We start from the raw sequence: 21,735 nt of genomic DNA on the forward strand, positions 1-21,735 counted from the left end.
GTCGTGCCTATCATCGCTGCAGAGGCATTGGCGAAACGCTTCGACAGCTGATCCGCACGACGACGATGGAGTCAAGGATGACGACGATCCATGAGGTGGCCGAGGCCGCCGGCGTGTCGATCAGCACCGTCTCCTACGCACTCAGCGGCAAGCGGCCGGTCTCCGAGAAGACGCGCCTCCGCATCGAGGACGCTGCACGCGTCCTCGGCTACGAGCCGGATGCCGGGGCGCGGATGCTGGCCGGGCGGCGCACGCACATCTTCGCTCTGACGGAGCCGCTGCGGGCCGACACCCACGCCCCGACGCACATGGCGTTCGTGCTGGCCACCGCTGTCGCTGCGCGCCGACGCGGATACGACATCCTGCTGCTGACCGACGAGCAGGCCTCGGAGGGCATGAACCGCGTTGCGGCCAGCAACCTCGTCGACGCGATCCTCGTGCTCGACGTCGCACCGGACGACGAGCGGGCGGCGATCGCGCGGTCCGTACGCACCCCCACGGTCTTCATCGGCATCCCCGACGACCAGGAAGGGCTGACCTGCGTCGATCTCGACTTCGAGGCGGCCGGGCACCTGGCCGTCGATCGCCTCGCCGATGCCGGGCACACCCGCATCACCCTCCTCGGGCAGACGGAGGTCTCGTACCGGAAGTCGAACTTCCCGCGGCGACTCCTCCACGGCGTCCAGGATCGCGCACTCGAGCGCGGCGTCGGGCTCGACTGGGTCACGACCGGGGCGTCGACCACCGACATCGCCGCCGTGCGCGCGGCGGCCGAGGCGGCGATCGAACGTGGCGACCGGGCGTTCATCGTGCACGCCGTGGATGACGTGCACGCGGCGCTGCTGGGGGTGCTCGACGAGAGGGGACTGCGCGTCGGCGACGACGTGTCCGTCATCTCCGCCGCCGCGTCCTTCGACACGACGACCCTGCCGGTCCCGGTCGACACCATCCCGCTCGTGCCGCAGCAGTCCTGCGAGCTCGCCGTCGACCTCGCGGTGCGCCGCGTGGAAGAGGCGAACGTGCAGCCCGGCATCCATCTCATCCCACCCGAATACCGCTCCGTCGGATCCGTCGCGTCCTCCCGGGACTGACCTCCGCCGAAGCTCCGCTTCCGCATGCGCGTTGTCGAAACGCTTCGACGATTCGCTCGACCACAACTGAACACCCGACCCAGAGAAGTGTCCGGCCCGATGGGCCACCGAGAAAGGAGTGCCGACGATGGCACGCAACATCCGCAGGACGAAGGCGCTGGCCGTGATGGCGGCGCTCACCGCCACCGGGATCGCATTGAGCGGCTGCACCGCCGGCTCCGGCGATGACGGCGGCGACGGCGAGACCCTCAAGCTCTGGCACTACGAGGGCGCCGACAGCGCCATGGGCAAGGCCTGGGCAGAATCCATCAAGATCTTCGAAGAGGAGACCGGCGCGAAGGTCGAGTTCGAGGAGAAGTCCTTCGAGCAGATCCAGAAGACGGCCAGCCAGGTGCTCGACACCGACGCCGCCCCCGACCTGATGGAGTTCAACAAGGGCAACGCGACCGCGGGCTTCCTCGCGTCGACCGGGCTGATCACCGACATCTCGGATGCCGTCGAGGAGTACGGCTGGGACGAGAAGCTCGCACCCTCGCTGCAGACGACGGCCAAGTACTCCGACGACGGCGTCATGGGCGGCGACACCTGGTTCGGCGTGCCGAACTACGGCGAGTTCGTCGGCGTCTACTACAACGAGGATGCCTTCGCCGAAGCAGGGCTCGCGATCCCGACGACCTACGAAGAATTCGTCGACGTGCTCGACGCATTCGTCGCCAAGGGCATCACGCCGCTGGCCGAGGCCGGCGCCGAGTACCCGCTCGGTCAGCTCTGGTACCAGCTCGCGCTCATGGAGGGCGACCGCGGTTTCGTCGATGACTACCAGCTCTACAAGAACCCGGTCGACTGGCAGGGACCTGAGGTCACCTCGGCGACGGAGACGCTGAAGGAGTACGTCGACAAGGGCTACATCGCCTCGGACGTCTCGTCGGTCAAGGCGGAGGACGCCGGCGTCTCGTTCATCAACGGCACGTCGCCGATCTTCGTCTCCGGGTCCTGGTGGTTCGGACGCTTCGTCTCGGAGGCAACCGGCTTCAACTGGAGCATGACCGCGTTCCCCGGCGCCGACCTCTCCCTCGGCTCCTCGGGCAACCTCTGGGTCGTCCCGGAGAACGCCGCCAACAAGGAGCTCGCGTACGAGTTCATCGACATCACGATGCGTCCCGAGATCCAGGCGATCATCGGCAACAACGGCGGCCTGCCCGTCGCTGCGGACACGGCCGACATCACCGACGAGAAGAGTGCCGCACTCATCGAGACGTTCAACGGCGTGCTCGACGCGGACGGCCTCGCCTTCTACCCGGACTGGCCCGCCCCCGGCTTCTACGACGTGATCGTCCAGGAGCTCCAGGGCCTGATCACCGGCTCACAGGACGCCGAGACCACCGACGCCAACCTCGGCGAACAGTACGACGAAGGCACCGCGGACTTCCGCTGATCCTCGCTCGCGGGGGTGGCAGCACGGAGCCACCCCCGCACTCCCCAGGAGATGAACATGTCACTCGCCACACGCGAGGGCCGCAGGAAGCTGCCGCCCGAACAGCCCTCCATCCCGCAGCGCAGCGGCGGGACCGGGGCCTACTGGAAGTACCTGCTCCCCGGCTTCGTGCTCCTGCTCGTCGTCGTCATCGTCCCGCTCGTCTGGAACGTGTACCTGACCTTCACGAAGTGGAAGGGCGTGCGCGCACCGGAGTTCATCGGGCTGGAGAACTGGCAGAAGATCCTCACCGACAGCGACTTCTGGACGTCGTTCACGAACTCGGTCTGGATGATCATCGCGATGGTCGTGGTTCCGACGATCGTCGGACTCATCGTCGCCGCCCTCCTGTTCGACGTCGTCGGACGCAAGTTCGGCGGCAAGGTCGGCAGCTTCCTGCGGGCCACCTACTACCTGCCGCAGATCCTGCCGATCGCCGTCGCCGGCATCGTGATCGGCTGGATCGTGCGCCCCGGCGGCGACGGCGCGCTGAACCAGATCCTCGGCGCCTTCGGGTTGCCCTCCTACGACTGGCTCGGGCAGATGCCCTCGGCCCTGATCGTGCTCATGCTCGTGATGGTGTGGGTGCAGCTCGGGTATCCGGTCGTCGTCTTCATGGCGGCCCTCCAGCGCGTCGATCCCGAGCTCTACGAAGCGGCGGAACTCGACGGCGCCAACTGGCTGCAGCGCTTCACCGCCATCACCATGAGCATCATCCGCCCGGAGATCTTCGTCGTGACGCTGACCTGCACCATCGCGGCGCTGAAGGTCTTCGGGCCCGTCTACATCATCACGCGCGGCGGACCCGCGGGCGCGACGCTCGTCCCCGCCTACTACGCGTACCAGGAGTTCTTCACCAAGCGGAACGTCGGCTACGGCGCGACGATCGCCACCGTGCTCACCATCGTCGTGGTCATCGTGTCGATCGTGTTCATCCGCGTGCAGAACTCGCTCGAGCGGAAAGAGAGGGCGGGACTGTGATGCACGCCACGACTGCGATCGTCACCGGCAGGCCCACGAAGAGCCGGCCGCGAGGCGGCATGACGAAGAGACGGCCCGTCGACTGGCTCCTGCTGGCTCTGGTGGTCGTCGGCGCCCTGCTGGTCATCGCGCCGTTCTACCTGGTGCTCGTGAACTCGTTCAAGTCGCCGGTCGACTACGCGACCTCCGGGCCGCTCGCCTTCCCGGAGACCCTCGACTTCGGCGGGATCATCAAATTCTGGGAGCGGGTGAACTTCCCGGAGAAGGTCTGGAACTCGCTGTTCATCTCGGGGATCGTGGCCGTGCTGGCCGTGGTGATCTCGATGCTCAACGCCTTCGCGATCGGCATCGGGCGCATCCGGGGACGCAGCTGGATCGTGCTGCTGTTCCTGATGGCCAACCTGCTGCCGCAGGAGGCCCTGCTCTACCCGCTGTACTACATGTTCAAATCGGTCGGGCTGTACGACAACGTGTGGGCGGTGATCATCGTCTTCACGGTGATCCAGGCCGCCTTCGGCACATACCTGCTGTCGTCGGTCTACGGCACGTTCCCGAAGGAGGTGCTCGAGGCCGCATCGCTGGACGGCGCCAGTCGCTGGCAGATCCTCTGGCGGGTGATCTTCCCGATCAGCCGTCCGACCCTGTCGGTGCTGCTCATCTTCTTCTTCATCTGGACGTGGAACGAGTTCCTCATCCCGCTCACGTTCCTCGCCTCGAACGCCAACCAGACCGTCCCCGTCGCGATCAGCGTGCTGCAGGGCGACCGGCTGATGGACGTGACCACCACGAGCGCGTCTGCCCTGTTGGGCATCATCCCCACGCTCATCTTCTTCCTCATCTTCCAGCGCACGCTCACACGCGGCATCACGGCAGGAGCAGTCAAGTAATGAAGTTCACCGACGGGTTCTGGCAGCTGCGTCCCGGCGTCACCGCGCTCCACGCGCAGGAGGCGTACGACATCGCGGAGACCGACGAGACCCCCGACGGCCCCGGCATCGTCATCACCGCCCCGACGATGGTGATCGCCAAACGCGGCGATGTGCTCAACCGCCCCGTGCTGACCACGACCCTCTCCTCCCCCGCCGAGGGCGTGATCCGCGTCCGCATCGCGCACCACACGGGCGGGCGATGGCACGGCGGTTTCACTCTCCCGGGCGCCGGCGGCGGCGCGGCATCCGTCGCCGTCTCCGAGAGCGGCGGGGTCGTGGATGCCGGCGCGCTCGTCGCCCGCATCACCCCGGGCGCACCCTGGAACCTCGCCTTCGAGGTCGACGGGCGCCGCGTGACCGGCAGCGGACACAAGGCCCAGGGGTACATCCAGCTCGCCGACGACGCGCAGGTCGACCCCGGCATCGTCGGCAACGCCCGCCAGGGCGGCGGAGCGCCGACGGCATCCGCCTTCGTCCACGAGCAGCTCGACCTCGGGGTCGGCGAGCACATCTACGGGCTCGGCGAGCGCTTCGGACCGCTGGTCAAGAACGGCCAGACCGTCGAGATCTGGAACGCCGACGGCGGCACGTCGAGCGAGCAGTCCTACAAGAACGTGCCGTTCCATCTCTCCGACCGCGGCTACGGAGTGCTGGTGAACGACCCGGGACACGTCTCGTACGAGATCGGATCCGAGGCCGTCGAGCGCGTGCAGTTCTCCGTGTCGGGAGAGGTGCTCGAGTACTTCGTGATCGCGGGCCCCACCCCCAAGCAGGTGCTCGGCCGATATACGGCGCTGACCGGACGCCCTCCGGTCGTGCCCGCCTGGTCGTACGGACTCTGGCTCTCGACGAGCTTCACCACCGACTACGACGAGCAGACCGTGAACTCGTTCATCGACGAGATGGCCGCGCGCGAGCTGCCGGTGTCGGTCTTCCACTTCGACTGCTTCTGGATGCGCGAGTTCAACTGGTGCGACTTCGAATGGGATCCGCGGGTCTTCCCCGACCCCGAGGGCATGCTCGGGCGCCTGCACGAGAAGGACATCCGCGTGTGCGTCTGGATCAACCCGTACATCGCGCAGCGCTCCCCCCTGTTCCGGGAGGCCGCCGACCAGGGATTCCTGGTCACGCGCGCCGACGGCTCGGTGTGGCAGTGGGACCTCTGGCAGGCGGGCATGGGTCTCGTGGACTTCACGAACCCCGACGCCACGGCGTGGTACCAGGGTCATCTGCGCCGGCTGATCGCCCAGGGCGTCGACTGCTTCAAGACCGACTTCGGCGAGCGCATCCCCACCGACGTCGTCTGGGCGGACCGCGCCGACCCCGAGCGCATGCACAACCGGTACACGGAGCTCTACAACCGTGCGGTGTTCGATGTGCTCACCGATGTCCGCGGCGAGGGCGATGCCGTGCTGTTCGCCCGGTCGGCGACCGCCGGCGGCCAGAGCATGCCGGTGCACTGGGGCGGAGACTCGACCTCGACGTTCGCGTCGATGGCCGAGACGCTCCGCGGAGGCCTCTCGCTCGCGCTGAGCGGCTTCGCGTTCTGGAGCCACGACATCGGCGGCTTCGAGGGCACGCCGGATGCTGCCGTGTTCAAGCGCTGGACCGCGTTCGGCCTGCTCGGTTCGCACTCGCGGTTCCACGGCTCGAGTTCGTATCGGGTGCCGTGGGCGTTCGACGAGGAGGCCGTCGAGGTGACGCGGCGCTTCACGCACCTGAAGATGCGGCTCATGCCGTACCTGTACCAGCAGGGGCTGGATGCCGCGACGACCGGCGTGCCGCTCATGCGGCCGATGGTGCTCGAGTTCCCCGACGACCCCGCAGCGAGCTACCTCGACCGGCAGTACATGCTCGGCTCGGATCTGCTCGTGGCGCCGGTGTTCTCGGTGGACGGTGTCGTGGACTTCTACCTGCCCGCGGGCGAGTGGACGTCGTTGCTGACCGGTGAGACCGTCACCGGCGGCGCCTGGCGACGCGAGGTGCACGGCTTCGATTCACTGCCGCTGTATTTGCGTCCCGGCACGGCGCTCCCCTGGGGTGCCCGGGTCGACGGCCCCGAGTACGACTACCATGACGGACTGCGGCTGCGTGTGTTCGCCGGCGGCACGGGAGCCGCTTCGGTGACCGTGACCAGCCCCGACGGACGCGCCGTCACCTACGACGTCGACCTCGAGGAGATCACCGGATGACCACCCCCCTCGCCCCCCGCGACGACTACCGGGGCTCGGGCCTCGTCTTCCCCGAGGGCTTCACGTTCGGATCCGCGACCGCCTCGTACCAGATCGAGGGCGCGGCGGCCGAGGACGGGCGCACCCCGTCGATCTGGGACACCTTCAGCCGCACGCCAGGGAAGGTCTGGAACGGCGACACGGGAGATGTGGCGTGCGACCACTACCACCGTGTCGATGAGGACCTCGACCTGATGCGCGACCTGGGTCTGCAGGCCTACCGGTTCTCGATCGCCTGGCCGCGCATCGTGCCCACGGCCTCCGGCGAGGTGAACCGGGCCGGGATCGACTTCTACTCCCGGCTCGTCGACGGGCTGCTCGAGCGCGGCATCCGCCCGGTGGCGACCCTCTATCACTGGGATCTGCCCCAGTATCTGGAAGACGCCGGCGGCTGGACCTCCCGCGCGACGACCGATGCGTTCGAGGACTACGCGTCGGTGATGGGGCGCGCACTGGGTGACCGCGTGCACACCTGGACCACCCTCAATGAGCCGTGGTGCTCGGCCTATCTCGGCTACGGGCAGGGCGGGCACGCGCCGGGACGGCATGAACCGGCATCCGCTCTGTCGGCCGTGCACCACCTGAACCTCGCCCATGGGCGTGCGATCCAGGCGCTGCGCGCGACGTCGAGCGGCGACCCGGACTATTCGGTGACGCTCAACTTCCATGTGCTGCGCGGGCAGGGCGACGGCGCAGGTGACGCGGTGCGCCGCATCGACGCGCTCGCGAATCGGGCGTTCACCGGGCCGATGCTGCGCGGCGAGTATCCCGCCGACCTGCTGGCCGACACGGCATCCGTCACCGACTGGGACTTCGTGCTGCAGGGCGACCTCGCCACGATCAACCAGCCGATCGACGTGCTGGGCGTGAACTACTACTCGACCGCGACCGTGCGACTCTGGGACGGCGTGTCCGAGAAGCAGCAGAACGACGGCCACAAGGGCGCCGAAGGCGGCACCGCGTGGCCGGGCAGCGATGGCGTCGTCGAGTTCGTGGAGCAGCCGGGACCGTACACGGCGATGGGCTGGAACATCGCACCCGAGGGCCTCGAAGAACTCCTCGTGTCGTTGTCGGAGCAGTTCCCGGAGCAGGCGCTCATGGTCACCGAGAACGGCGCCGCCTTCGAAGACGAGGTCGCGGATGACGGCTCCGTCCCCGACCCGGAGCGCACCGACTATCTGCGCCGGCACTTCACCGCCGCGCACCGCGCCCTCGAGCGGGGGGTCGACCTGCGCGGCTACTTCGTGTGGTCGCTGCTGGACAACTTCGAGTGGGGCTACGGCTACGCCAAGCGGTTCGGCATCGTGCGCGTCGACTTCGATTCGCTCGATCGCACGGTCAAGGACTCGGGACACTGGTACCGCGAGCTCGTGCGCACGCGCACCGTGGGCGCCTAGGAACCGCCCCGGCCATCACACGCAGGTCAGCGCGGCCGAGCCGTGGACGACCTGACCACGAGTGAGGTGGGAAGCGGATGCGGAGACTCCGCGTCTTCCTCCCTCAGCAGGGCGAGCAGGGCCTTCACCGCTGCTTCTCCCTTGGCATCGATGTCCTGGCGCACAGTGGTCAGCGCGGGAGAGACGCGCGCCGCGAGCGGATTGTCGTCGAAACCGACGACCGACAGCTGGTCCGGCACGAGGATGCCCCGATCCCGAGCCCGCTCCATGACCTCGAGCGCCGCGAGATCGGAGAAGGCCAGGACGGCGGTCGGCGGATCGTCGAGCATCCGATCGATCCGCTCTCGCAGGACGGCGTCGATATCGAGCCCCGGGGTCCCGACCACGGTCGGGACGATCCCGGCCTCATCGAGCGCTCGCATCCATCCGCTCATCCGTCCCGCGATGGTGATCGACGTGGTCTCGACGGAGATCTCCGATGACGGCTGGTCGTCGGCATCGAGCGCAGCGACGACGACCGCGATGCGGGAGTGGCCCAGATCGACGAGGTGTCGGGCGGCCTGATACGCGCCGGTGGCATTGTCGATGCTGATGTCGGGGACTCCGGGAAGCGGCGAGCCTTCGACGTTCACGATCGGCAGCCGACGCTCGCGCAACGCCGTGTACGCCGACATCGCCGGCGCGCACGAGTACACGATGGCGCCGTCCATCGCGATGTCCCGTGCAGGAACGACGCCGGATTCGCCGGAGGAATGCAGCAGGACGAGCGAGTACCCCGCGTCGGCAAGCGACCCCGCGACCGCCCGGACGAACCCGACCGCCACGTCATCGGTGAAGGCGTCTCGCGGTGAGTTCGTCAGCACCATGCCGATGACCCCGGTGCGTCCGCGTGCGAGAGCGCGCGCTGCGGGATCCGGGCCTGCGTAGCCGAGATCGTCCGCGGCGCTCAGGATCCTGGCGCGAAGATCTTCGGAGAGCTGGTCGGGTCGGGAGAAGGCGTTCGAGACCGTCATGCGGCTGACGCCCACGTGCTCCGCAATCGTCTTCAGCGTCACCCGTCCCACCTCGACCACCTCCGCCCCCATTCTGCCCGACGGCAGAAGGGGTCCGGCGGGGATCAGCACGGATCGGGGGCGCTCGACGCGATGACGGGACGCGGCGGCGGCTCGACCGCCTCGGCGATGCGCCGGATGCCGCGGGCAACGGCCACGCGGACGCGCGCTCGCCATTCCTCTCTCGCGCGTGCGGCAAGAGCGCGATCCCGCGCCCGCATCGCATCGAGGCGTCGCTGGGTGTGCGGGTCTCGTGCAGTGATCTCGTGTTCGGCCTGGACGAGTGCCGCGATCATCTGGTGTTCCATCGTCGCGCCTTTCTGTATCGGTACAGACGACGGTACTATACCGGTACAGAAATCGCCAGTGCTTTCAGGAATCGATGGTCGACGGGCGGACCGACGGTCAGCTGCGGTCGTCGGGCTTTCCGGGGCGCCGGCGGGAAGTCCATGCCGACAGCGCGGATGCCGCTGCTCCCGCGGCCCGATCGATCGCCTCGGCGGAACGGCTCAGCACGTCTTGAGCCGCATCCTGCCATGCGGGGATCGTGGTCGCCTCCCCCGCCTGCACCCTCGCCGCGTGCTCGGCCGCCTCGAAGGCGCGCTCGAGTTCGGCCACGGCATCCCGATAGGCGCCGAACGCGGCGGGCGTGACCCTGCCTGTCGCCGCGCGGCGCATCTCGTTCGCATGATCCGCCGCACGCAGATAAGCGGCCGTCTCCGGTCGCTTGACGTCGGTCATCGCCGGATACCCGATCTGCAGCCCCGGGTCGGTCTCGTAGCGCATCCACCGCGCGATCACGGAATCGTGCTCGGCCTGCAGACGCTCGAGCGGGCGAGGAGCGGATGCCGCAGGGACCGCGGCCCGCGCCGCGTTCAGGCGCACCTGGCGGGCCCGCACGTCGGCCGCGGCGGCCTTCGCGTCTCGCTCCCTCTCTCGCAGCATGCGTCGTGCCGCGGCGACCTGCTCCGCCGACGCGCGCTGAGCCGCACGCTCGGCCGAGATCCGCGTCAGGTCGGCCCGTGCGATCTTCAGTGCCGTCCGTCGCTCTGCCGCGACCTGCTGCGCCGACCGCAGGTCGTGCCTGGCCGCGTCGACGGCGAGGCGCCTGCCACTGACTGTGCTGTTGCGTCGGTTCACGCCGATCACCCCCACTGTCCCCACGGCGACCGCGGAAGGCGCGATCCACCACCACTCGGCGACGAGCAGCAAGGGGTCCATGATCCGATGCTACCCAGGGGCAGGATGTGGCACGCGCGCCCGCGCGACTTCTGCGGTCGATTCCCACCTGGCCGGCGGAACTGTCTTCTGCTTCTGCGGGCAGTCCCACCTCGCGGGGGGAACGGAGTCGAAGTTCTGCGGCCATCGCGACGTTCTGCGGCCACATCGGTCGGATGTGGCCGCAGTAGTTCGCGATGGCCGCGGAAGGTGACGCGGGAGCGGAAGCCGAGCCCGCAGGTGGCGCTAGACCAGGGTCTCCTGCCATGCCGCGTGCAGCTGTGCGAACTTGCCGGTGCCGCCGATGAGCGCCGCCGGGGTGTCGTCCTCGATGATCTGGCCATGCTCCATCACCAGCACCCGATCGGCGATCGCGACCGTCGAGAGGCGGTGCGCGATGATGATCGCCGTGCGATCCTTCAGCAGCGTCTGCAGCGCGTCCTGGATCAGGCGCTCCGACGGGATGTCCAGCGAGGCCGTGGCCTCGTCGAGGATCAGCACCGCCGGGTCGGCGAGGAACGCACGGGCGAACGAGATCAACTGACGCTGCCCTGCCGATACGCGGCCTCCGCGCTTGTTGACGTCGGTGCCGTATCCGTCGGGCAGCGACGAGATGAACTCGTCGGCACCGACGGCGCGTGCCGCCGCACGGATCTCGTCGAGCGTCGCGTCGGGCTTGCCGAGCGCGATGTTGTCGGCGACCGTGCCGCTGAACAGGTAGGCCTCCTGCGTGACCATGACGATCGCGCGGCGCAGGTCCTTCGGGTGCAGCGAGCGCAGATCCACACCGTCGAGGGTCACATGACCGATCGACGGGTCGTAGAACCGCGAGATGAGCTTCGCGAGCGTGGACTTGCCCGCACCGGTCGTGCCCACGAGCGCGATCGTCTGCCCGGCAGGGATGTCGAGCGAGAAGTTCGGGAGGATCGTCTTCTCGCCGTTGTAGCCGAAGGTCACCTCGTCGAAGTTCACGTGTCCGCGCGACTCCCAGAGGTCGATCGGCTTCTCGGGGTCCGGAACCGTCGGCACCTCTTCGAGCACGCCTGACACCTTCTCCAGCGCGGCCGTGGCCGACTGATAGGAGTTCAGGAACATCGCGATCTCCTGCATCGGAGCGAAGAAGTTGCGCACGTACAGCACGGCCGACAGCAGCACACCCACGGTGAGTGCTCCGTCGGAGACGCGGATGCCGCCCCAGAGCACGACGATGCCGAGCACCAGAGCGGCGACGCCCATGAGCCCGGGCTCGAACGTGCCGAACAGCAGCATCGACCGGCGGTTGATGTCGCGGTAGTCGCCCGCGACCTCCTGGAACGAGGAGTCGTTGCGCGGCTCCTTGCGGAACGCCTTCACAGCGCGGATACCGGTCATCGTCTCGACGAACTGCACGATCACCTTCGCGCTGATGACGCGCGACTCGCGGTAGACCAGCTGCGAGCGCGAGTAGAACCAGCGCATCAGGAAGAACAGCGGGATGCCGCCGATCGCGAGGATCAGCCCCGACTGCCAGTCCCAGAAGCACAGGGCGATGAACGTGAAGAGGCCGAAAAGCACACCGGAGACGAGCTCGTTCAGACCGCCGTCGAGCAGCTCCTTGATCGAATCGAGATCGCTGGTCTGGCGCGAGATGATGCGACCGGACGTGTACGACTCGTGGAACTCCAGACTCAGGCGCTGGGTGTGCAGGAAGATGCGCTTGCGCAGATCGAGCAGCACGGCCTGCGTGAGCTTGGCGGCGATGATCACGTACCAGGCGATCAGGATCGACGCGAAGAAGCCCGCAAGCAGGTAGATGCCGCCGATCATGAAGGTCGGCATCCAATCCGCGTCGTTCAGCACCGCCGGGAGGGCGCGGTCGAGCCCGATGCTGATCAGGATCGGTCCGGCGACCTGCAGAGCGGTCGAGACCACCAGCACCGCGGCGGCCAGCACGATCTGCGGCTTCAGCGGGCGCACCAGCGATCCGAGCAGACGCAGGGACCGACGACGGATCTCCCTGCTCTCCTCACGCGTGTACTGGGAACGATCCTCGTTCTGCGTTCCGGTGACGGCGGAGCTCATCGCTGCACCTCCTTCTTCATTTCGGTTGCTGAGCCCGACGACGCATCATCGGCGGTCGACATCGCGAGGCCCTCGCGGACCTCTTCGTCGATTTCGCGCTCTTCGTCGCGGATGATCGGGATCGCCCCGGTCCGCGCCGCTTCCTCCGCCTCCAGGCTGGAGATGACGTGACGGTAGTGGCGGCTGGTCTTCAGCAGCTCGGAGTGGGTGCCGACTGCCGTCACTCTCCCGGCCTCGAGCAGAGCGACGCGATCGGCGAGCGCGACCGTCGAGGGGCGGTGCGCCACGATCATCGCCGTGGTGTCGGCGAGGACGTGCCGGAGGGCCTCCTCGACGAGCGCCTCGGTGTCGACGTCGAGCGCGGACAGCGGGTCGTCGAGCACGAGCACCTTCGGCTTCGCCGCCACCGCACGGGCGAGGGCGAGCCGCTGACGCTGGCCACCGGAGAGGCTGAGCCCCTCCTCGCCGATCACCGTGTCGACGCCGTCGGGCAGCGAGTCGACGAACGACGCCTGAGCGACATCGAGGGCTTCGCGCAGTGCGCGCTCGCCCTCGTCGCTGTGCACGTCGAGGTCGGCGCGACCGAGGAGCACGTTCTCGCGGACGGTCGCCGAGAACAGCGTCGCGTCCTCGAAAGCCATGGCGATGTGCTGCCGCAGCTCGGCGAGAGGGAGATCGCGCACGTCGACGCCGTCGAGCGTGACCTTGCCGCCGGTCACGTCGTACAGACGCGTGGGCAGGGTGGTCAGCGTCGTCTTGCCGCTGCCGGTGAGACCGACGAGCGCCATCGTCTCGCCCGGACGCAGCACCAGGTCGATGCCGTCGAGCAGGTCGCGCTCGTGCGCGCCCGCGTCCTGGTAACGGAAGTGCGCCGCCTCGAAGGCGAGCTCACCGCGAGGATTCTCGATGTGCACCGGGCTCTCGGGGTCGGTGATCGTGTTGGTCTCGGAGAAGATGTCGAACACGCGGTCGGTCGCCGTGCGGGCGTCGAGCATGAACGAGAACAGGAACCCGATCGACTCGATCGGCCAGCGCAGCACGACGGCCATCGCGAAGAACGCGAACAACTGCGCCTCATCGATGGCGCCCTGAGAGATCAGCCAGATGCCGGACATCAAGCTGATACCGAACGCGATCTGCGGCATCAGGTCGAGCCAGAACCAGATCGACGAGATCGCGCGGGCCTTGCTCATCTCGGTCTCGCGCAGCGTCTCGGCCTGACGGCTGAAGCGGCTCAGGGCGTGCTTGCCGCGTCCGAACGCCTTCAGCACACGGATGCCGTGCACGCTCTCCTCGACGCTGGTCGCGAGGTCACCCGCCTGGTCCTGGCTGCGACGCGTGAGCGCGCCGTAGCGCTTCTCGAAAAGGTATCCGCGCACCCACAGCGGGATGGCGGTCACGAGGAAGATCGTGCCGAGCAGCCAGTGCCAGCGGAAGAGCAGCACCGATCCGATCACGATCGTGAGGATGTTCACCACGAGCAGCACGAGGCCGAACGCGAGCCAGCGACGGATGAGGCCGATGTCCTGCATCATGCGGCTGAGCAGCTGGCCCGACTGCCAGCGGTCGTGGAACGACACCGGCAGAGTCTGCAGGCGCGAGTAGAGCGTCGTGCGCATCTGGTACTCGACCTCGGTGGCCGGGTTCAGCACGAACTGACGGCGCAGCCACACCATCACGGCCTCGCCGAGGGCGAGGGCGAAGACGATGAGCGCGCCGACGATGATGACGCTGATCTCGCCGGACTTCACGGGTCCGCTGATGATCTGCTCGAGCACGATCGGAATGGTCAGAGCGATGATCGCGGCGATGAGCGCGCTGGCGGCACCGCCGGCGAGTCGCCAGATGACCGGCTTCACGAAGGGCTTCAGGCGCCACAGTGCGGCCGGAGTAGAGAGGGAGGACGAGGGCGAGGTGTTCTGCGAGGAAGGCGAGGAAGACATGTCTCTCAGATGAGTTTCGTATGGGAAAGCAGTTGCGGAAGGGACGGATGACAGCACGGACTCGCGAGTCCGGCATCCGATGCGGGGCGTGCGGCTCTAGACGAGCGGGCGCGCCGGGGTCGAGCCGAGAGCGTCGATCTGCACAGCGGCGATCGTGATCATGATGTCCTCCTCAGGGGCTCGGTGGCGTCGACCGGTCGGCGCGACAGCCCACCAGCCTATGGCTGTGAACCAGCTGAACGCAAGAGTCATTCCCGATTCCGGGCGCGACTCTGCCCGGATGCGCGTTCAGTCGCGTCCGGTGCGACCCAGCTCGGCCCGGAGGAGTCGGTTCAGGTTGAGTCCGAGCACCGCGAGGATGTCCTCCTCGGCCCATCCGCGTCGCAGCAGCGCCTCGGTGACGAGCGGCAGGCCCGTGGGCCCCTCGAGCCCCGGGATGTAGCAGTCGACGAGCACGCCTTCGACCAGCTCCTCCACGCAGCACGGCGCGGTCGTGTCTTCGAGCACCTCGCGCACGAAGTCCGGTCCCATGCCGACGTGATCGATGCCCGCGATCGAGACCACGTGCTCGAGATGATCGACGACCGTGTCGAGCGTGTGGGTGTCGGCATGCAGGTACGAGGCGAAGAAGTTCACGCACACCACGCCGCCGCCCGCGGCGATCCCGGTGATCTGCTCGTCGGTGAGGTTGCGATGGTGATCGAACAGTGCCCGCGCCGAGGAATGCGAGGCGATGAGCGGACGGGTGGCGAGCTCCAGCACGTGGTCGACGCCGGCAGCGCCGAGGTGGCTGACGTCGAACATCATCCCCATCCGCTCCATCTCGGCGAAGGCGCGGATGCCGGGACGAGTGAGCCTGCTTCCCGCGGCGTCCTCTCCGCTGCCGTCAGCGAAGGCGCTGCGTCCGAAGTGGGCGACCGAGCCCACGCGCACGCCGAGCCGGTGCACGGTCTCGAGCAGTTCGATGTCTTCGGCGATGCCGGGCATGCCCTCGAGCGCGAGCACGAGCGCGATGCGCCCCTCGGCGATCACACGCTCGATCTCGTCGCCGGACACGCAGAGCGCCACGGCATCCGCGTTCCCCTCGGCCAGGCGGTGTGCAGCCTCGATCATGCGGAGCGTGCGTCGCAGCGCGCCTTCCGGACGATAGGACTCGTCGATGAAGACCGGCAGGATCTGGAGGTCGACTCCACCCGCCTGCAACTGGGGCAGCCACTGCGCCCGGAAGAACGACGCCCACTCGTCGACCGGGCGAGTGGCCACCGCACAGAGCAGATCGTTGTGCGCATCGGCGACGAGGGCGCTGCGGTGGAGCGCGGCTGCTCGGTTATCGGTCATGCGACCATCCTGCTCCCCTCGCACGCCCTATCCGGGCATATCGCTCGAACGGCGCGAGAAGTAACGTGATCGTCACGCGGCGGTCAGCGAGCGAGGGACTCCCGAGCGAGCAGGCTCTCCTTGACGGGGAGGCCCCATGCGAAGCCACCGAGGGTGCCGTCGGTGCGCAGCACGCGGTGGCAGGGCACGAACAGAGCCGGTGCGTTGCGCGCGCAGATGGATGCCGCGGCGCGCACCGCGCGCGGGTTGCCCAGTCGCGCGGCGAACGAGGTGTAGGTGAGGGGCTCCCCCGCGTCGATCGCGCGCAGCTCGGCCCATCCGGCCAGCTGCAGCGCCGTTCCGGTCTGCTTCACGGCGACGGCGTCGATCGCGGAGAGATCGCCGGCGTAGTAGGCGCGGGCCGCCGCAGCGGCATCCGTCTCTCCGTCGCGGATCGCGGCGGGGCGGGCCGAGGCCGACAGCCGGCCGACGATCGCGTCGACGTCGGCGGTCCAGCCGGACGAGAGCACGCGCTGCCGGTCGTCGACGAGGATCGTGAAGGCTCCGTCGGGGGTGTCGATGGTCTGGATGAGGGCGGTCATGATGTCTCCTTCAGAGTGCGGTTTCGGATGGCGCGCACCGGCCGCGCCGGAGCGGCACGCCAGAGGTGAGCGCTCAGGTAGCTGCGCCATGGGGCTGTGCGCTCCGCCCACGCGACGAGGGGTGCAGGTTCAGCGGGAAGTCCGGATGCCGCGGCCCCCGCCCGCAGAGCGACATCGCCCGGAAGCAGGATGTCGGGGTCGCCGAGCACGCGCATGCGCACGTAGTCGGCGGTCCACGGGCCGATGCCGGGCATCGCGAGCAGAGCAGCACGCTGCTCGGCGCCGTCGTCGCCGACCGTGAGCTGGAGGGAACCGTCGGCGAGCGCCGCCGCCGCACCGGTGATGGCCCGGATCCGCGCTGCCGGGCCGCGCAGCACGTCTGCTCCGTGCTCGGCGATCGCCGGCATGGTCGGGAACAGCAGGCCGTTCTCGGTGCGCTCCCCCAACGCCTCCGCGAGACCGGTGAGAGCGGTGCGGGCGGCGACCACCGTGATCTGCTGGCCGATCATCGCGCGGATCAGCATCTCGTGCGGATCGGCGGAACCCGGCACTCGGATGCCCGGGATCCCGGCCACCAGTGGAGCGAGTTCAGGGTGCGATGCGAGCGCCTCGTCGACCGCGATCGGATCGGCGTCGAGGTCGAAGATACGGCGCACCGTGGCGACGAGCGGAGCCAGGTCGCCGAGCTGGGCGACACGGGCACGCAGATGCAGGCGTTGCGTCGCGTCCTGGCTCACCTCGAACCACGCGGGCCCGCCGGCCATCCGCAGGTGACGCGAGAACGAGGTCGGCGTCACCTCCTCGATCCCCGGGACGGCGCGGGCGGCCATCCACGCGAAGATCCCGCTCACGTCGAGTGGACCGCGGTACGGCAGGACGAGATCGATGGCGCCCGGAGCCGATTCGATCCCGGACGAGCTCCGGCGGCGGGCGCGCAGCTCACCGGGGGTGAGACCGAACACCTCGCGGATCGTGTCGTTGCACTGACGGATGCTGGCGAAGCCGGCCGAGAACGCCACGTCGGATATCGGCAGGTCGGTGCCGACGAGCAGCATGCGCGCGGTGTGCGCACGATGCGCCCGAGCGAGGGCCAGCGGCCCGGCACCGAGCTCGGTGCTGAGCAGTCGAGTGAGGTGCCGCGAGGAGTAGCCGAGTCGCGCCGCGAGGCCGGGCACGCCCTCGCGCTCGACGACGCCGTCGGCGATCAGGCGCATCGCCCTGGCCGCCGTGTCGCCGCGCACGTTCCAGGCCGGCGAGCCGGGAGCGGCCTCGGGGAGGCAGCGCTTGCAGGCGCGGTACCCGGCCTCGTGCGCGGCGGCGCTCGTCGGATAGAAGGTGACGTTCTGCGGCTTCGGTGTGCGCGCGGGGCAGCTCGGACGGCAGTAGATGCCGGTCGAGCGCACCGCCGTCACGAACTGCCCGTCGAAGCGCGTGTCGCGCGCGTTGATGGCGCGGTAGCGTTCGTCGAAGTCGGTCACGGGGAGGCTCATGCCTCCACTCTGTCACGCCCCGCGGACATCGACTGGCGGAAATCGGACATCGCGGTAGGACCGGTGCCGAGACCCCGAATTCGCGCTGAGACCCCGGCCCGCAGACGTCTGCGGGCCGGGGTCTCGGGGAAAAGCGGGGGTCTCGGCGAGACCACGTGACTCAGTGGAAGAAGTGGCGCTCTCCGGTGAAGAACATCGTGACGCCGGCCTTGCGGGCGGCATCCACGACCTCCTCGTCGCGCACCGAGCCACCGGGCTGCACGATCGCCGTGACTCCCGCGTCGATGAGCACCTGGGCACCGTCGGCGAACGGGAAGAACGCATCGGATGCCGCCACCGAACCGGCGGCGCGGTCTCCGGCGCGCTCGACCGCGAGGCGGCACGAGTCGACGCGGTTGACCTGGCCCATGCCGACGCCGACCGTGGCGTTGTCCTTGGCGAGCACGATCGCGTTCGACTTCACCGCGCGGCAGGCCTTCCAGGCGAAGATGAAGTTCACCATCTCCTCGTCGCTCGGGCGCTCACCCGAGACGAGCTCCCAGTTCTTCGCGACCGAGCCGATGTCGTCCGGGAAGCGGTCGGCATCCTGCAGCAGCAGCCCGCCCGAGACCAGGCGCACATCCGCGCGCTCCTGCTGCCAGTCCTCGGGCAGCTGCAGCAGACGCAGGTTCTTCTTGGCCTTGAAGACCTCGAGCGCGGCCGGCTCGAACGACGGGGCGACGATGACCTCGGTGAAGATGTCCTTGAGGTTCTCGGCCATCTTCAGGGTCACGGTGCCGTTCGCGGCGATGACGCCGCCGTAGGCCGAGACCGGGTCGCACTCGTGGGCGCGCAGATGGGCGCTCGCGATCGGGTCGAGGGCGTTGGGGGCGGTGGTGGCGATCCCGCACGGGTTGGCGTGCTTGATGATCGCCACAGCCGGCTTCACCATGTCGTAGGCGGCGCGCAGCGCGGCATCCGCATCGACGTAGTTGTTGTACGACATCTCCTTGCCCTGCAGCTGCGTGGCCTGGGCGATGCCGTGTCCGCCGGCGCGCGTGTAGATCGCGGCGCGCTGATGCGAGTTCTCGCCGTAGCGCAGCGTCGCCAGGCGCTCGGCCTGGATGGTCAGGTGCACGGGCAGCTCGCCCGGCTCGGAGAGCGTGCCCTCGGCGAACCACTGGGCGACGGCCGTGTCGTAGGCCGCGGTGTGGGCGAACGCCCGGGCGGCGAGCTCACGGCGCTGCGCGACCGACGTGCCGCCCTCGGCGATGGCCGAGATGATGGCCGGGTAGGACTGCGGCGACACGACGATCGCGACGTTCGCGTGGTTCTTCGCGGCGGCCCGCACCATCGCCGGTCCGCCGATGTCGATCTGCTCGACGACGTCGTCGCCGACGGCGCCCGAGGCCACGGTCTCGACGAACGGGTAGAGGTTGACCACGACCAGTTCGAAGGGCGCGATGTCGAGCTCCTGCAGCTGACGCTCGTGGTCGGCGAGGCGCAGATCGGCGAGCAGACCCCCGTGCACCTTCGGGTGCAGGGTCTTGACGCGACCGTCGAGCATCTCGTCGACTCCGGTCACCGCGGCGACGTCGGTGACCTCGTGGCCGGCTTCGCGGATGGTCGCGGCCGTGGAACCGGTCGAGACGATCTCGACGCCCGCGGCGGCGAGCGCCTCGGCGAGCACGAGCAGGTCGGTCTTGTCGCTCACCGAGACGAGCGCACGCCGGATCGGCACGGTGTCGCGGTCGCGGTAGAGCGAGGGGTCGTGGCGGGGGCCGGCCATGGTGGGCTCCTTCGTGCGTGAGGTGCGTCGGGTGGAAGCGGTCAGGGGGTGGGCGTCAGCGCGAGCTCGCCGGTGGCGATGGCGCGCACGACGTCGATGAGGAGTCGGCGTTCGACGGGTTTGATGCGCTCGTGCAGGCTGTGCTCGGTGTCTCCGGCGAGGATCGGCACGCGCTCCTGCGCCAGGATCGGCCCGGTGTCGACGCCGTCGTCGACCACGATGACGCTCGCGCCGGTCTCCGAGACGCCCGCGGCGAGGGCATCGCGCACGCCGTGCGCGCCCGGGAACTCCGGCAGGAATGCGGGGTGGGTGTTGAGCAGTCGCGGCGAGTACTCGGCGACCAGTGCGGGCGGCAGCAGGCGCATGAGACCGCTGAGCACGACCAGGTCGGGATTCCAGAAGGCGAGCTGGCGGCCGAGCTCTTCTCCCCAGGCCTCGCGGCTGTCGTGCTCGTGCCACGGGACGGTGAAGCTGGGGATGCCGAACTCCTCGGCGTGAGCGAGGCCGTCGGCTTCGCGGTCGGCGCCGACCACGACGACCCTCGCAGGGAAATCGGGGTGACGAGCGGCCTCGAGGAGGGCGCGAAGATTCGAGCCGGTGCCCGAGATGAGAACGGCGACCGTGAGCACGCGCCCAGTCTACCGGGGCGTCGGGCGTGCTCCGGCCCGGGCATCCGCCCGTCGAGCGGCGGTCAGTCCGGACGATCCGAAGGGTCGCGCTTCGGGATCACGAACCCGCGCAGGTCGTCGAGCGGAGCGGTGTCGTCGAACGGCCGAGCGCTGTCGGACGTCGGGACATCGGATGCCGCGCCGGGCACGGCATCCGCTTCGTCCACGATCGTGTCGGCCGACATCTCGGCCAGCCACCGATCGGTCCTCTCCTCGGCCAGTTCGTCGCGATGACGCGGCGAGAGCAGGAGGATCGCCGCGCCGAGGAGCACTTCGCCGCCGAGGGCGAGTGCGAAGGGAAGCGGCGCCGGCCCGACCTCCGCCAGCCGTCCCGGCCCCATCGACCCGGAGGCGAGCACGGCGGCGAGCGCCGCGATCCCCGCCGTCACCACTCCGATGCCGAGCGCGATCACGGACCGCTGCGCCATGCCGAGCGGAGTGCCCTCCCACACGAGGCGCGAGCGGACCGCCCAGCCGGCGAACGCACCGGCCGCGATCGGGATCAGCACGACGATCAGCATCCAGATCGAGCTGTTCTCCGGCAGCAGGCCGAAGACGGGGATGCCGGGGACGACGCCGAGCTGCGTGCCCGCCGGCGACACGGCCGTGCCGACTCCGACCGCGAAGCCGGGGCCGGCGAGCCACGAGATCACCCACACGATCAGCGTGGGCAGGTAGACGAGCTGTCCGAGCGTCATGACCGTGAGTCCGAGCACGTCGACGCGGGCGGCCTGGAACAGGGCGACGACCTCGCCGCCGCGCAGGGCGATCATCACGGCGAGGGCCAGGGCAGCGGCTCCGGTCACGGCCACGAGCACGAAGGCCGTCCCCCGTGTGATCGCCGCGGGGACCGGAGCCCAGTCGTCCCGGGCGTCGACCGCGTCGTGGATGCGATCGAGCAGACCGCCGTCCCCCTCCTCCCACGCGACGCGGACTCCCCCGCAGATCGCACCGACGAGGTACACCGCGGACGGGAGGACGATCGCGAGGATCAGTGGGGTCTGCGCCGCAGCGAGCCGGGCGCTCAGCGCCACCCCGGTCGCGATGAGAGCGAACACGGCCGTACCCGAGAGCGAGCCGAGGAGCCAGGCGCCGGCGTTCGCTGCGCGCGTGCCCGAGCGCGCGGCGAAGAGCAGCGTGAAGAGCAGGAACGCCAGCGGCGTGATCGAGACGGCGAAGCTCGCGGCCTCCGCGGGGATGCCGAGCGAGACGATGAGCGCGTCGGGGATCGCCACCTCGAGCGGCACCCCGTGTCCGAACTCCCAAAGTGTTCCGGTGAGCGGCCAGAGCGCGCCCCAGTCCGCAGTGACGCCGAACGCCAGGGTCCACAGCAGCGTCAGCGGCGCGAGGAGCACGGCGAGGCCGACGGCCGCGGCGATGGCGGCGTCGAAGGCGGCGAGGACCGCGACGAGGAGGCGTTGCATATCGAATCGAGACTACGACGACTTCCCGCTCACCGTCTGGGGGCGCGCGCTGGGCGGACGACACGATAGCGTCTTCTCCGGAGGTTCCC

The 21,735-nt window shown here is 69.1% G+C and carries 18 protein-coding genes; 6 read left to right on the forward strand and 12 right to left on the reverse strand.

What is annotated here, in order from left to right:
- The first annotated feature begins 77 nt into the window (after nt 1-77).
- The 6 genes from LC452_RS14245 to LC452_RS14270 all read left to right on the forward strand — a co-directional run bounded on the left by LC452_RS14245 (nt 78) and on the right by LC452_RS14270 (nt 8,103).
- Nucleotides 78-1,091 (forward strand): LacI family DNA-binding transcriptional regulator, encoded by a 1,014-nt coding sequence (locus LC452_RS14245; protein WP_223626430.1) that lies wholly within the window; start codon nt 78-80, stop codon nt 1,089-1,091.
- Nucleotides 1,092-1,218: 127 nt separating this feature from the next.
- Nucleotides 1,219-2,526 (forward strand): ABC transporter substrate-binding protein, encoded by a 1,308-nt coding sequence (locus LC452_RS14250; RefSeq protein WP_223626432.1) that lies wholly within the window; start codon nt 1,219-1,221, stop codon nt 2,524-2,526.
- A 57-nt stretch (nt 2,527-2,583) separates the two neighbouring features.
- Nucleotides 2,584-3,546 carry a carbohydrate ABC transporter permease gene (locus LC452_RS14255; RefSeq protein ID WP_223626433.1) on the forward strand — a complete coding sequence of 321 codons (963 nt, stop codon included), beginning with the start codon at nt 2,584-2,586 and terminating at the stop codon, nt 3,544-3,546.
- Nucleotides 3,546-4,433, forward strand: coding sequence for a carbohydrate ABC transporter permease (locus tag LC452_RS14260; RefSeq protein WP_374197774.1), 888 nt, complete (start codon nt 3,546-3,548; stop codon nt 4,431-4,433). The genes LC452_RS14255 and LC452_RS14260 overlap by 1 nt, the downstream gene beginning before the upstream one ends.
- The gene (gene yicI / locus LC452_RS14265) at nt 4,433-6,667 is read left to right on the forward strand and encodes an alpha-xylosidase (RefSeq protein ID WP_223626437.1); all 2,235 of its coding nucleotides are present in this window, start codon (nt 4,433-4,435) and stop codon (nt 6,665-6,667) included. Before LC452_RS14260 ends, yicI begins: the two co-directional genes overlap by 1 nt.
- Entirely contained in the window at nt 6,664-8,103 is a 1,440-nt protein-coding gene (locus LC452_RS14270; RefSeq protein WP_223626438.1) for a GH1 family beta-glucosidase, read from the forward strand. The genes yicI and LC452_RS14270 overlap by 4 nt, the downstream gene beginning before the upstream one ends.
- Nucleotides 8,104-8,129: 26 nt before the next feature.
- On the opposite strand, the gene LC452_RS14275 is transcribed toward LC452_RS14270, so the two are convergent.
- From LC452_RS14275 to LC452_RS14330, 12 genes are all read right to left on the reverse strand, one after another.
- Nucleotides 8,130-9,158, reverse strand: coding sequence for a LacI family DNA-binding transcriptional regulator (locus LC452_RS14275; protein WP_223626440.1), 1,029 nt, complete (start codon nt 9,156-9,158; stop codon nt 8,130-8,132).
- A 62-nt stretch (nt 9,159-9,220) separates the two neighbouring features.
- Nucleotides 9,221-9,463 carry a hypothetical protein gene (locus LC452_RS14280; protein ID WP_223626441.1) on the reverse strand — a complete coding sequence of 81 codons (243 nt, stop codon included), beginning with the start codon at nt 9,461-9,463 and terminating at the stop codon, nt 9,221-9,223.
- A 97-nt stretch (nt 9,464-9,560) separates the two neighbouring features.
- Nucleotides 9,561-10,376: a hypothetical protein gene (locus LC452_RS14285; RefSeq protein ID WP_223626443.1), complete on the reverse strand. Its 816-nt coding sequence runs from the start codon at nt 10,374-10,376 to the stop codon at nt 9,561-9,563.
- A gap of 243 nt (nt 10,377-10,619) precedes the next feature.
- Nucleotides 10,620-12,434 carry an ABC transporter ATP-binding protein gene (locus LC452_RS14290; protein WP_223626445.1) on the reverse strand — a complete coding sequence of 605 codons (1,815 nt, stop codon included), beginning with the start codon at nt 12,432-12,434 and terminating at the stop codon, nt 10,620-10,622.
- Nucleotides 12,431-14,377, reverse strand: coding sequence for an ABC transporter ATP-binding protein (locus tag LC452_RS14295; protein ID WP_223626446.1), 1,947 nt, complete (start codon nt 14,375-14,377; stop codon nt 12,431-12,433). The genes LC452_RS14290 and LC452_RS14295 overlap by 4 nt, the downstream gene beginning before the upstream one ends.
- Before the next feature lie 96 nt (nt 14,378-14,473).
- On the reverse strand, nt 14,474-14,629 hold the full coding sequence (locus LC452_RS14300) for a hypothetical protein (protein ID WP_223626448.1): 156 nt from the start codon (nt 14,627-14,629) through the stop codon (nt 14,474-14,476).
- 36 nt (nt 14,630-14,665) lie between these two features.
- Nucleotides 14,666-15,715 carry a dipeptidase gene (locus tag LC452_RS14305; RefSeq protein WP_223626449.1) on the reverse strand — a complete coding sequence of 350 codons (1,050 nt, stop codon included), beginning with the start codon at nt 15,713-15,715 and terminating at the stop codon, nt 14,666-14,668.
- 83 nt (nt 15,716-15,798) lie between these two features.
- Nucleotides 15,799-16,296 (reverse strand): methylated-DNA--[protein]-cysteine S-methyltransferase, encoded by a 498-nt coding sequence (locus tag LC452_RS14310; protein ID WP_223626451.1) that lies wholly within the window; start codon nt 16,294-16,296, stop codon nt 15,799-15,801.
- Complete coding sequence (locus tag LC452_RS14315; RefSeq protein WP_223626452.1) at nt 16,293-17,786, reverse strand: DNA-3-methyladenine glycosylase 2 family protein; 1,494 nt, start codon at nt 17,784-17,786, stop codon at nt 16,293-16,295. The genes LC452_RS14310 and LC452_RS14315 overlap by 4 nt, the downstream gene beginning before the upstream one ends.
- A gap of 160 nt (nt 17,787-17,946) precedes the next feature.
- Nucleotides 17,947-19,554: a bifunctional phosphoribosylaminoimidazolecarboxamide formyltransferase/IMP cyclohydrolase gene (gene purH, locus LC452_RS14320; RefSeq protein WP_223626454.1), complete on the reverse strand. Its 1,608-nt coding sequence runs from the start codon at nt 19,552-19,554 to the stop codon at nt 17,947-17,949.
- Between the two features lie 41 nt (nt 19,555-19,595).
- On the reverse strand, nt 19,596-20,183 hold the full coding sequence (gene purN / locus LC452_RS14325) for a phosphoribosylglycinamide formyltransferase (protein ID WP_223626456.1): 588 nt from the start codon (nt 20,181-20,183) through the stop codon (nt 19,596-19,598).
- A gap of 62 nt (nt 20,184-20,245) precedes the next feature.
- Complete coding sequence (locus LC452_RS14330) at nt 20,246-21,646, reverse strand: DUF6350 family protein (RefSeq protein ID WP_223626458.1); 1,401 nt, start codon at nt 21,644-21,646, stop codon at nt 20,246-20,248.
- Between the last annotated feature and the right edge of the window lie 89 nt (nt 21,647-21,735).

It is taken from the genome of Microbacterium sp. EST19A (assembly GCF_019969685.1).
In the GTDB taxonomy this organism is placed as follows: domain Bacteria; phylum Actinomycetota; class Actinomycetes; order Actinomycetales; family Microbacteriaceae; genus Microbacterium.

Bases quoted from the DNA above. Each gene is read 5' to 3' on its own strand.
- LC452_RS14245 (WP_223626430.1), top strand. From the start codon at position 78: ATGACGACGATCCATGAGGTGGCCGAGGCCGCCGGCGTGTCGATCAGC.
- LC452_RS14250 (WP_223626432.1), top strand. From the start codon at position 1,219: ATGGCACGCAACATCCGCAGGACGAAGGCGCTGGCCGTGATGGCGGCG.
- LC452_RS14255 (WP_223626433.1), top strand. From the start codon at position 2,584: ATGTCACTCGCCACACGCGAGGGCCGCAGGAAGCTGCCGCCCGAACAG.
- LC452_RS14260 (WP_374197774.1), top strand. From the start codon at position 3,546: ATGCACGCCACGACTGCGATCGTCACCGGCAGGCCCACGAAGAGCCGG.
- yicI (WP_223626437.1), top strand. From the start codon at position 4,433: ATGAAGTTCACCGACGGGTTCTGGCAGCTGCGTCCCGGCGTCACCGCG.
- LC452_RS14270 (WP_223626438.1), top strand. From the start codon at position 6,664: ATGACCACCCCCCTCGCCCCCCGCGACGACTACCGGGGCTCGGGCCTC.
- LC452_RS14280 (WP_223626441.1), bottom strand. From the start codon at position 9,463: ATGGAACACCAGATGATCGCGGCACTCGTCCAGGCCGAACACGAGATC.
- LC452_RS14285 (WP_223626443.1), bottom strand. From the start codon at position 10,376: ATGGACCCCTTGCTGCTCGTCGCCGAGTGGTGGTGGATCGCGCCTTCC.
- LC452_RS14290 (WP_223626445.1), bottom strand. From the start codon at position 12,434: ATGAGCTCCGCCGTCACCGGAACGCAGAACGAGGATCGTTCCCAGTAC.
- LC452_RS14295 (WP_223626446.1), bottom strand. From the start codon at position 14,377: ATGTCTTCCTCGCCTTCCTCGCAGAACACCTCGCCCTCGTCCTCCCTC.
- LC452_RS14300 (WP_223626448.1), bottom strand. From the start codon at position 14,629: ATGACTCTTGCGTTCAGCTGGTTCACAGCCATAGGCTGGTGGGCTGTC.
- LC452_RS14305 (WP_223626449.1), bottom strand. From the start codon at position 15,715: ATGACCGATAACCGAGCAGCCGCGCTCCACCGCAGCGCCCTCGTCGCC.
- LC452_RS14310 (WP_223626451.1), bottom strand. From the start codon at position 16,296: ATGACCGCCCTCATCCAGACCATCGACACCCCCGACGGAGCCTTCACG.
- LC452_RS14315 (WP_223626452.1), bottom strand. From the start codon at position 17,786: ATGAGCCTCCCCGTGACCGACTTCGACGAACGCTACCGCGCCATCAAC.
- purH (WP_223626454.1), bottom strand. From the start codon at position 19,554: ATGGCCGGCCCCCGCCACGACCCCTCGCTCTACCGCGACCGCGACACC.
- LC452_RS14330 (WP_223626458.1), bottom strand. From the start codon at position 21,646: ATGCAACGCCTCCTCGTCGCGGTCCTCGCCGCCTTCGACGCCGCCATC.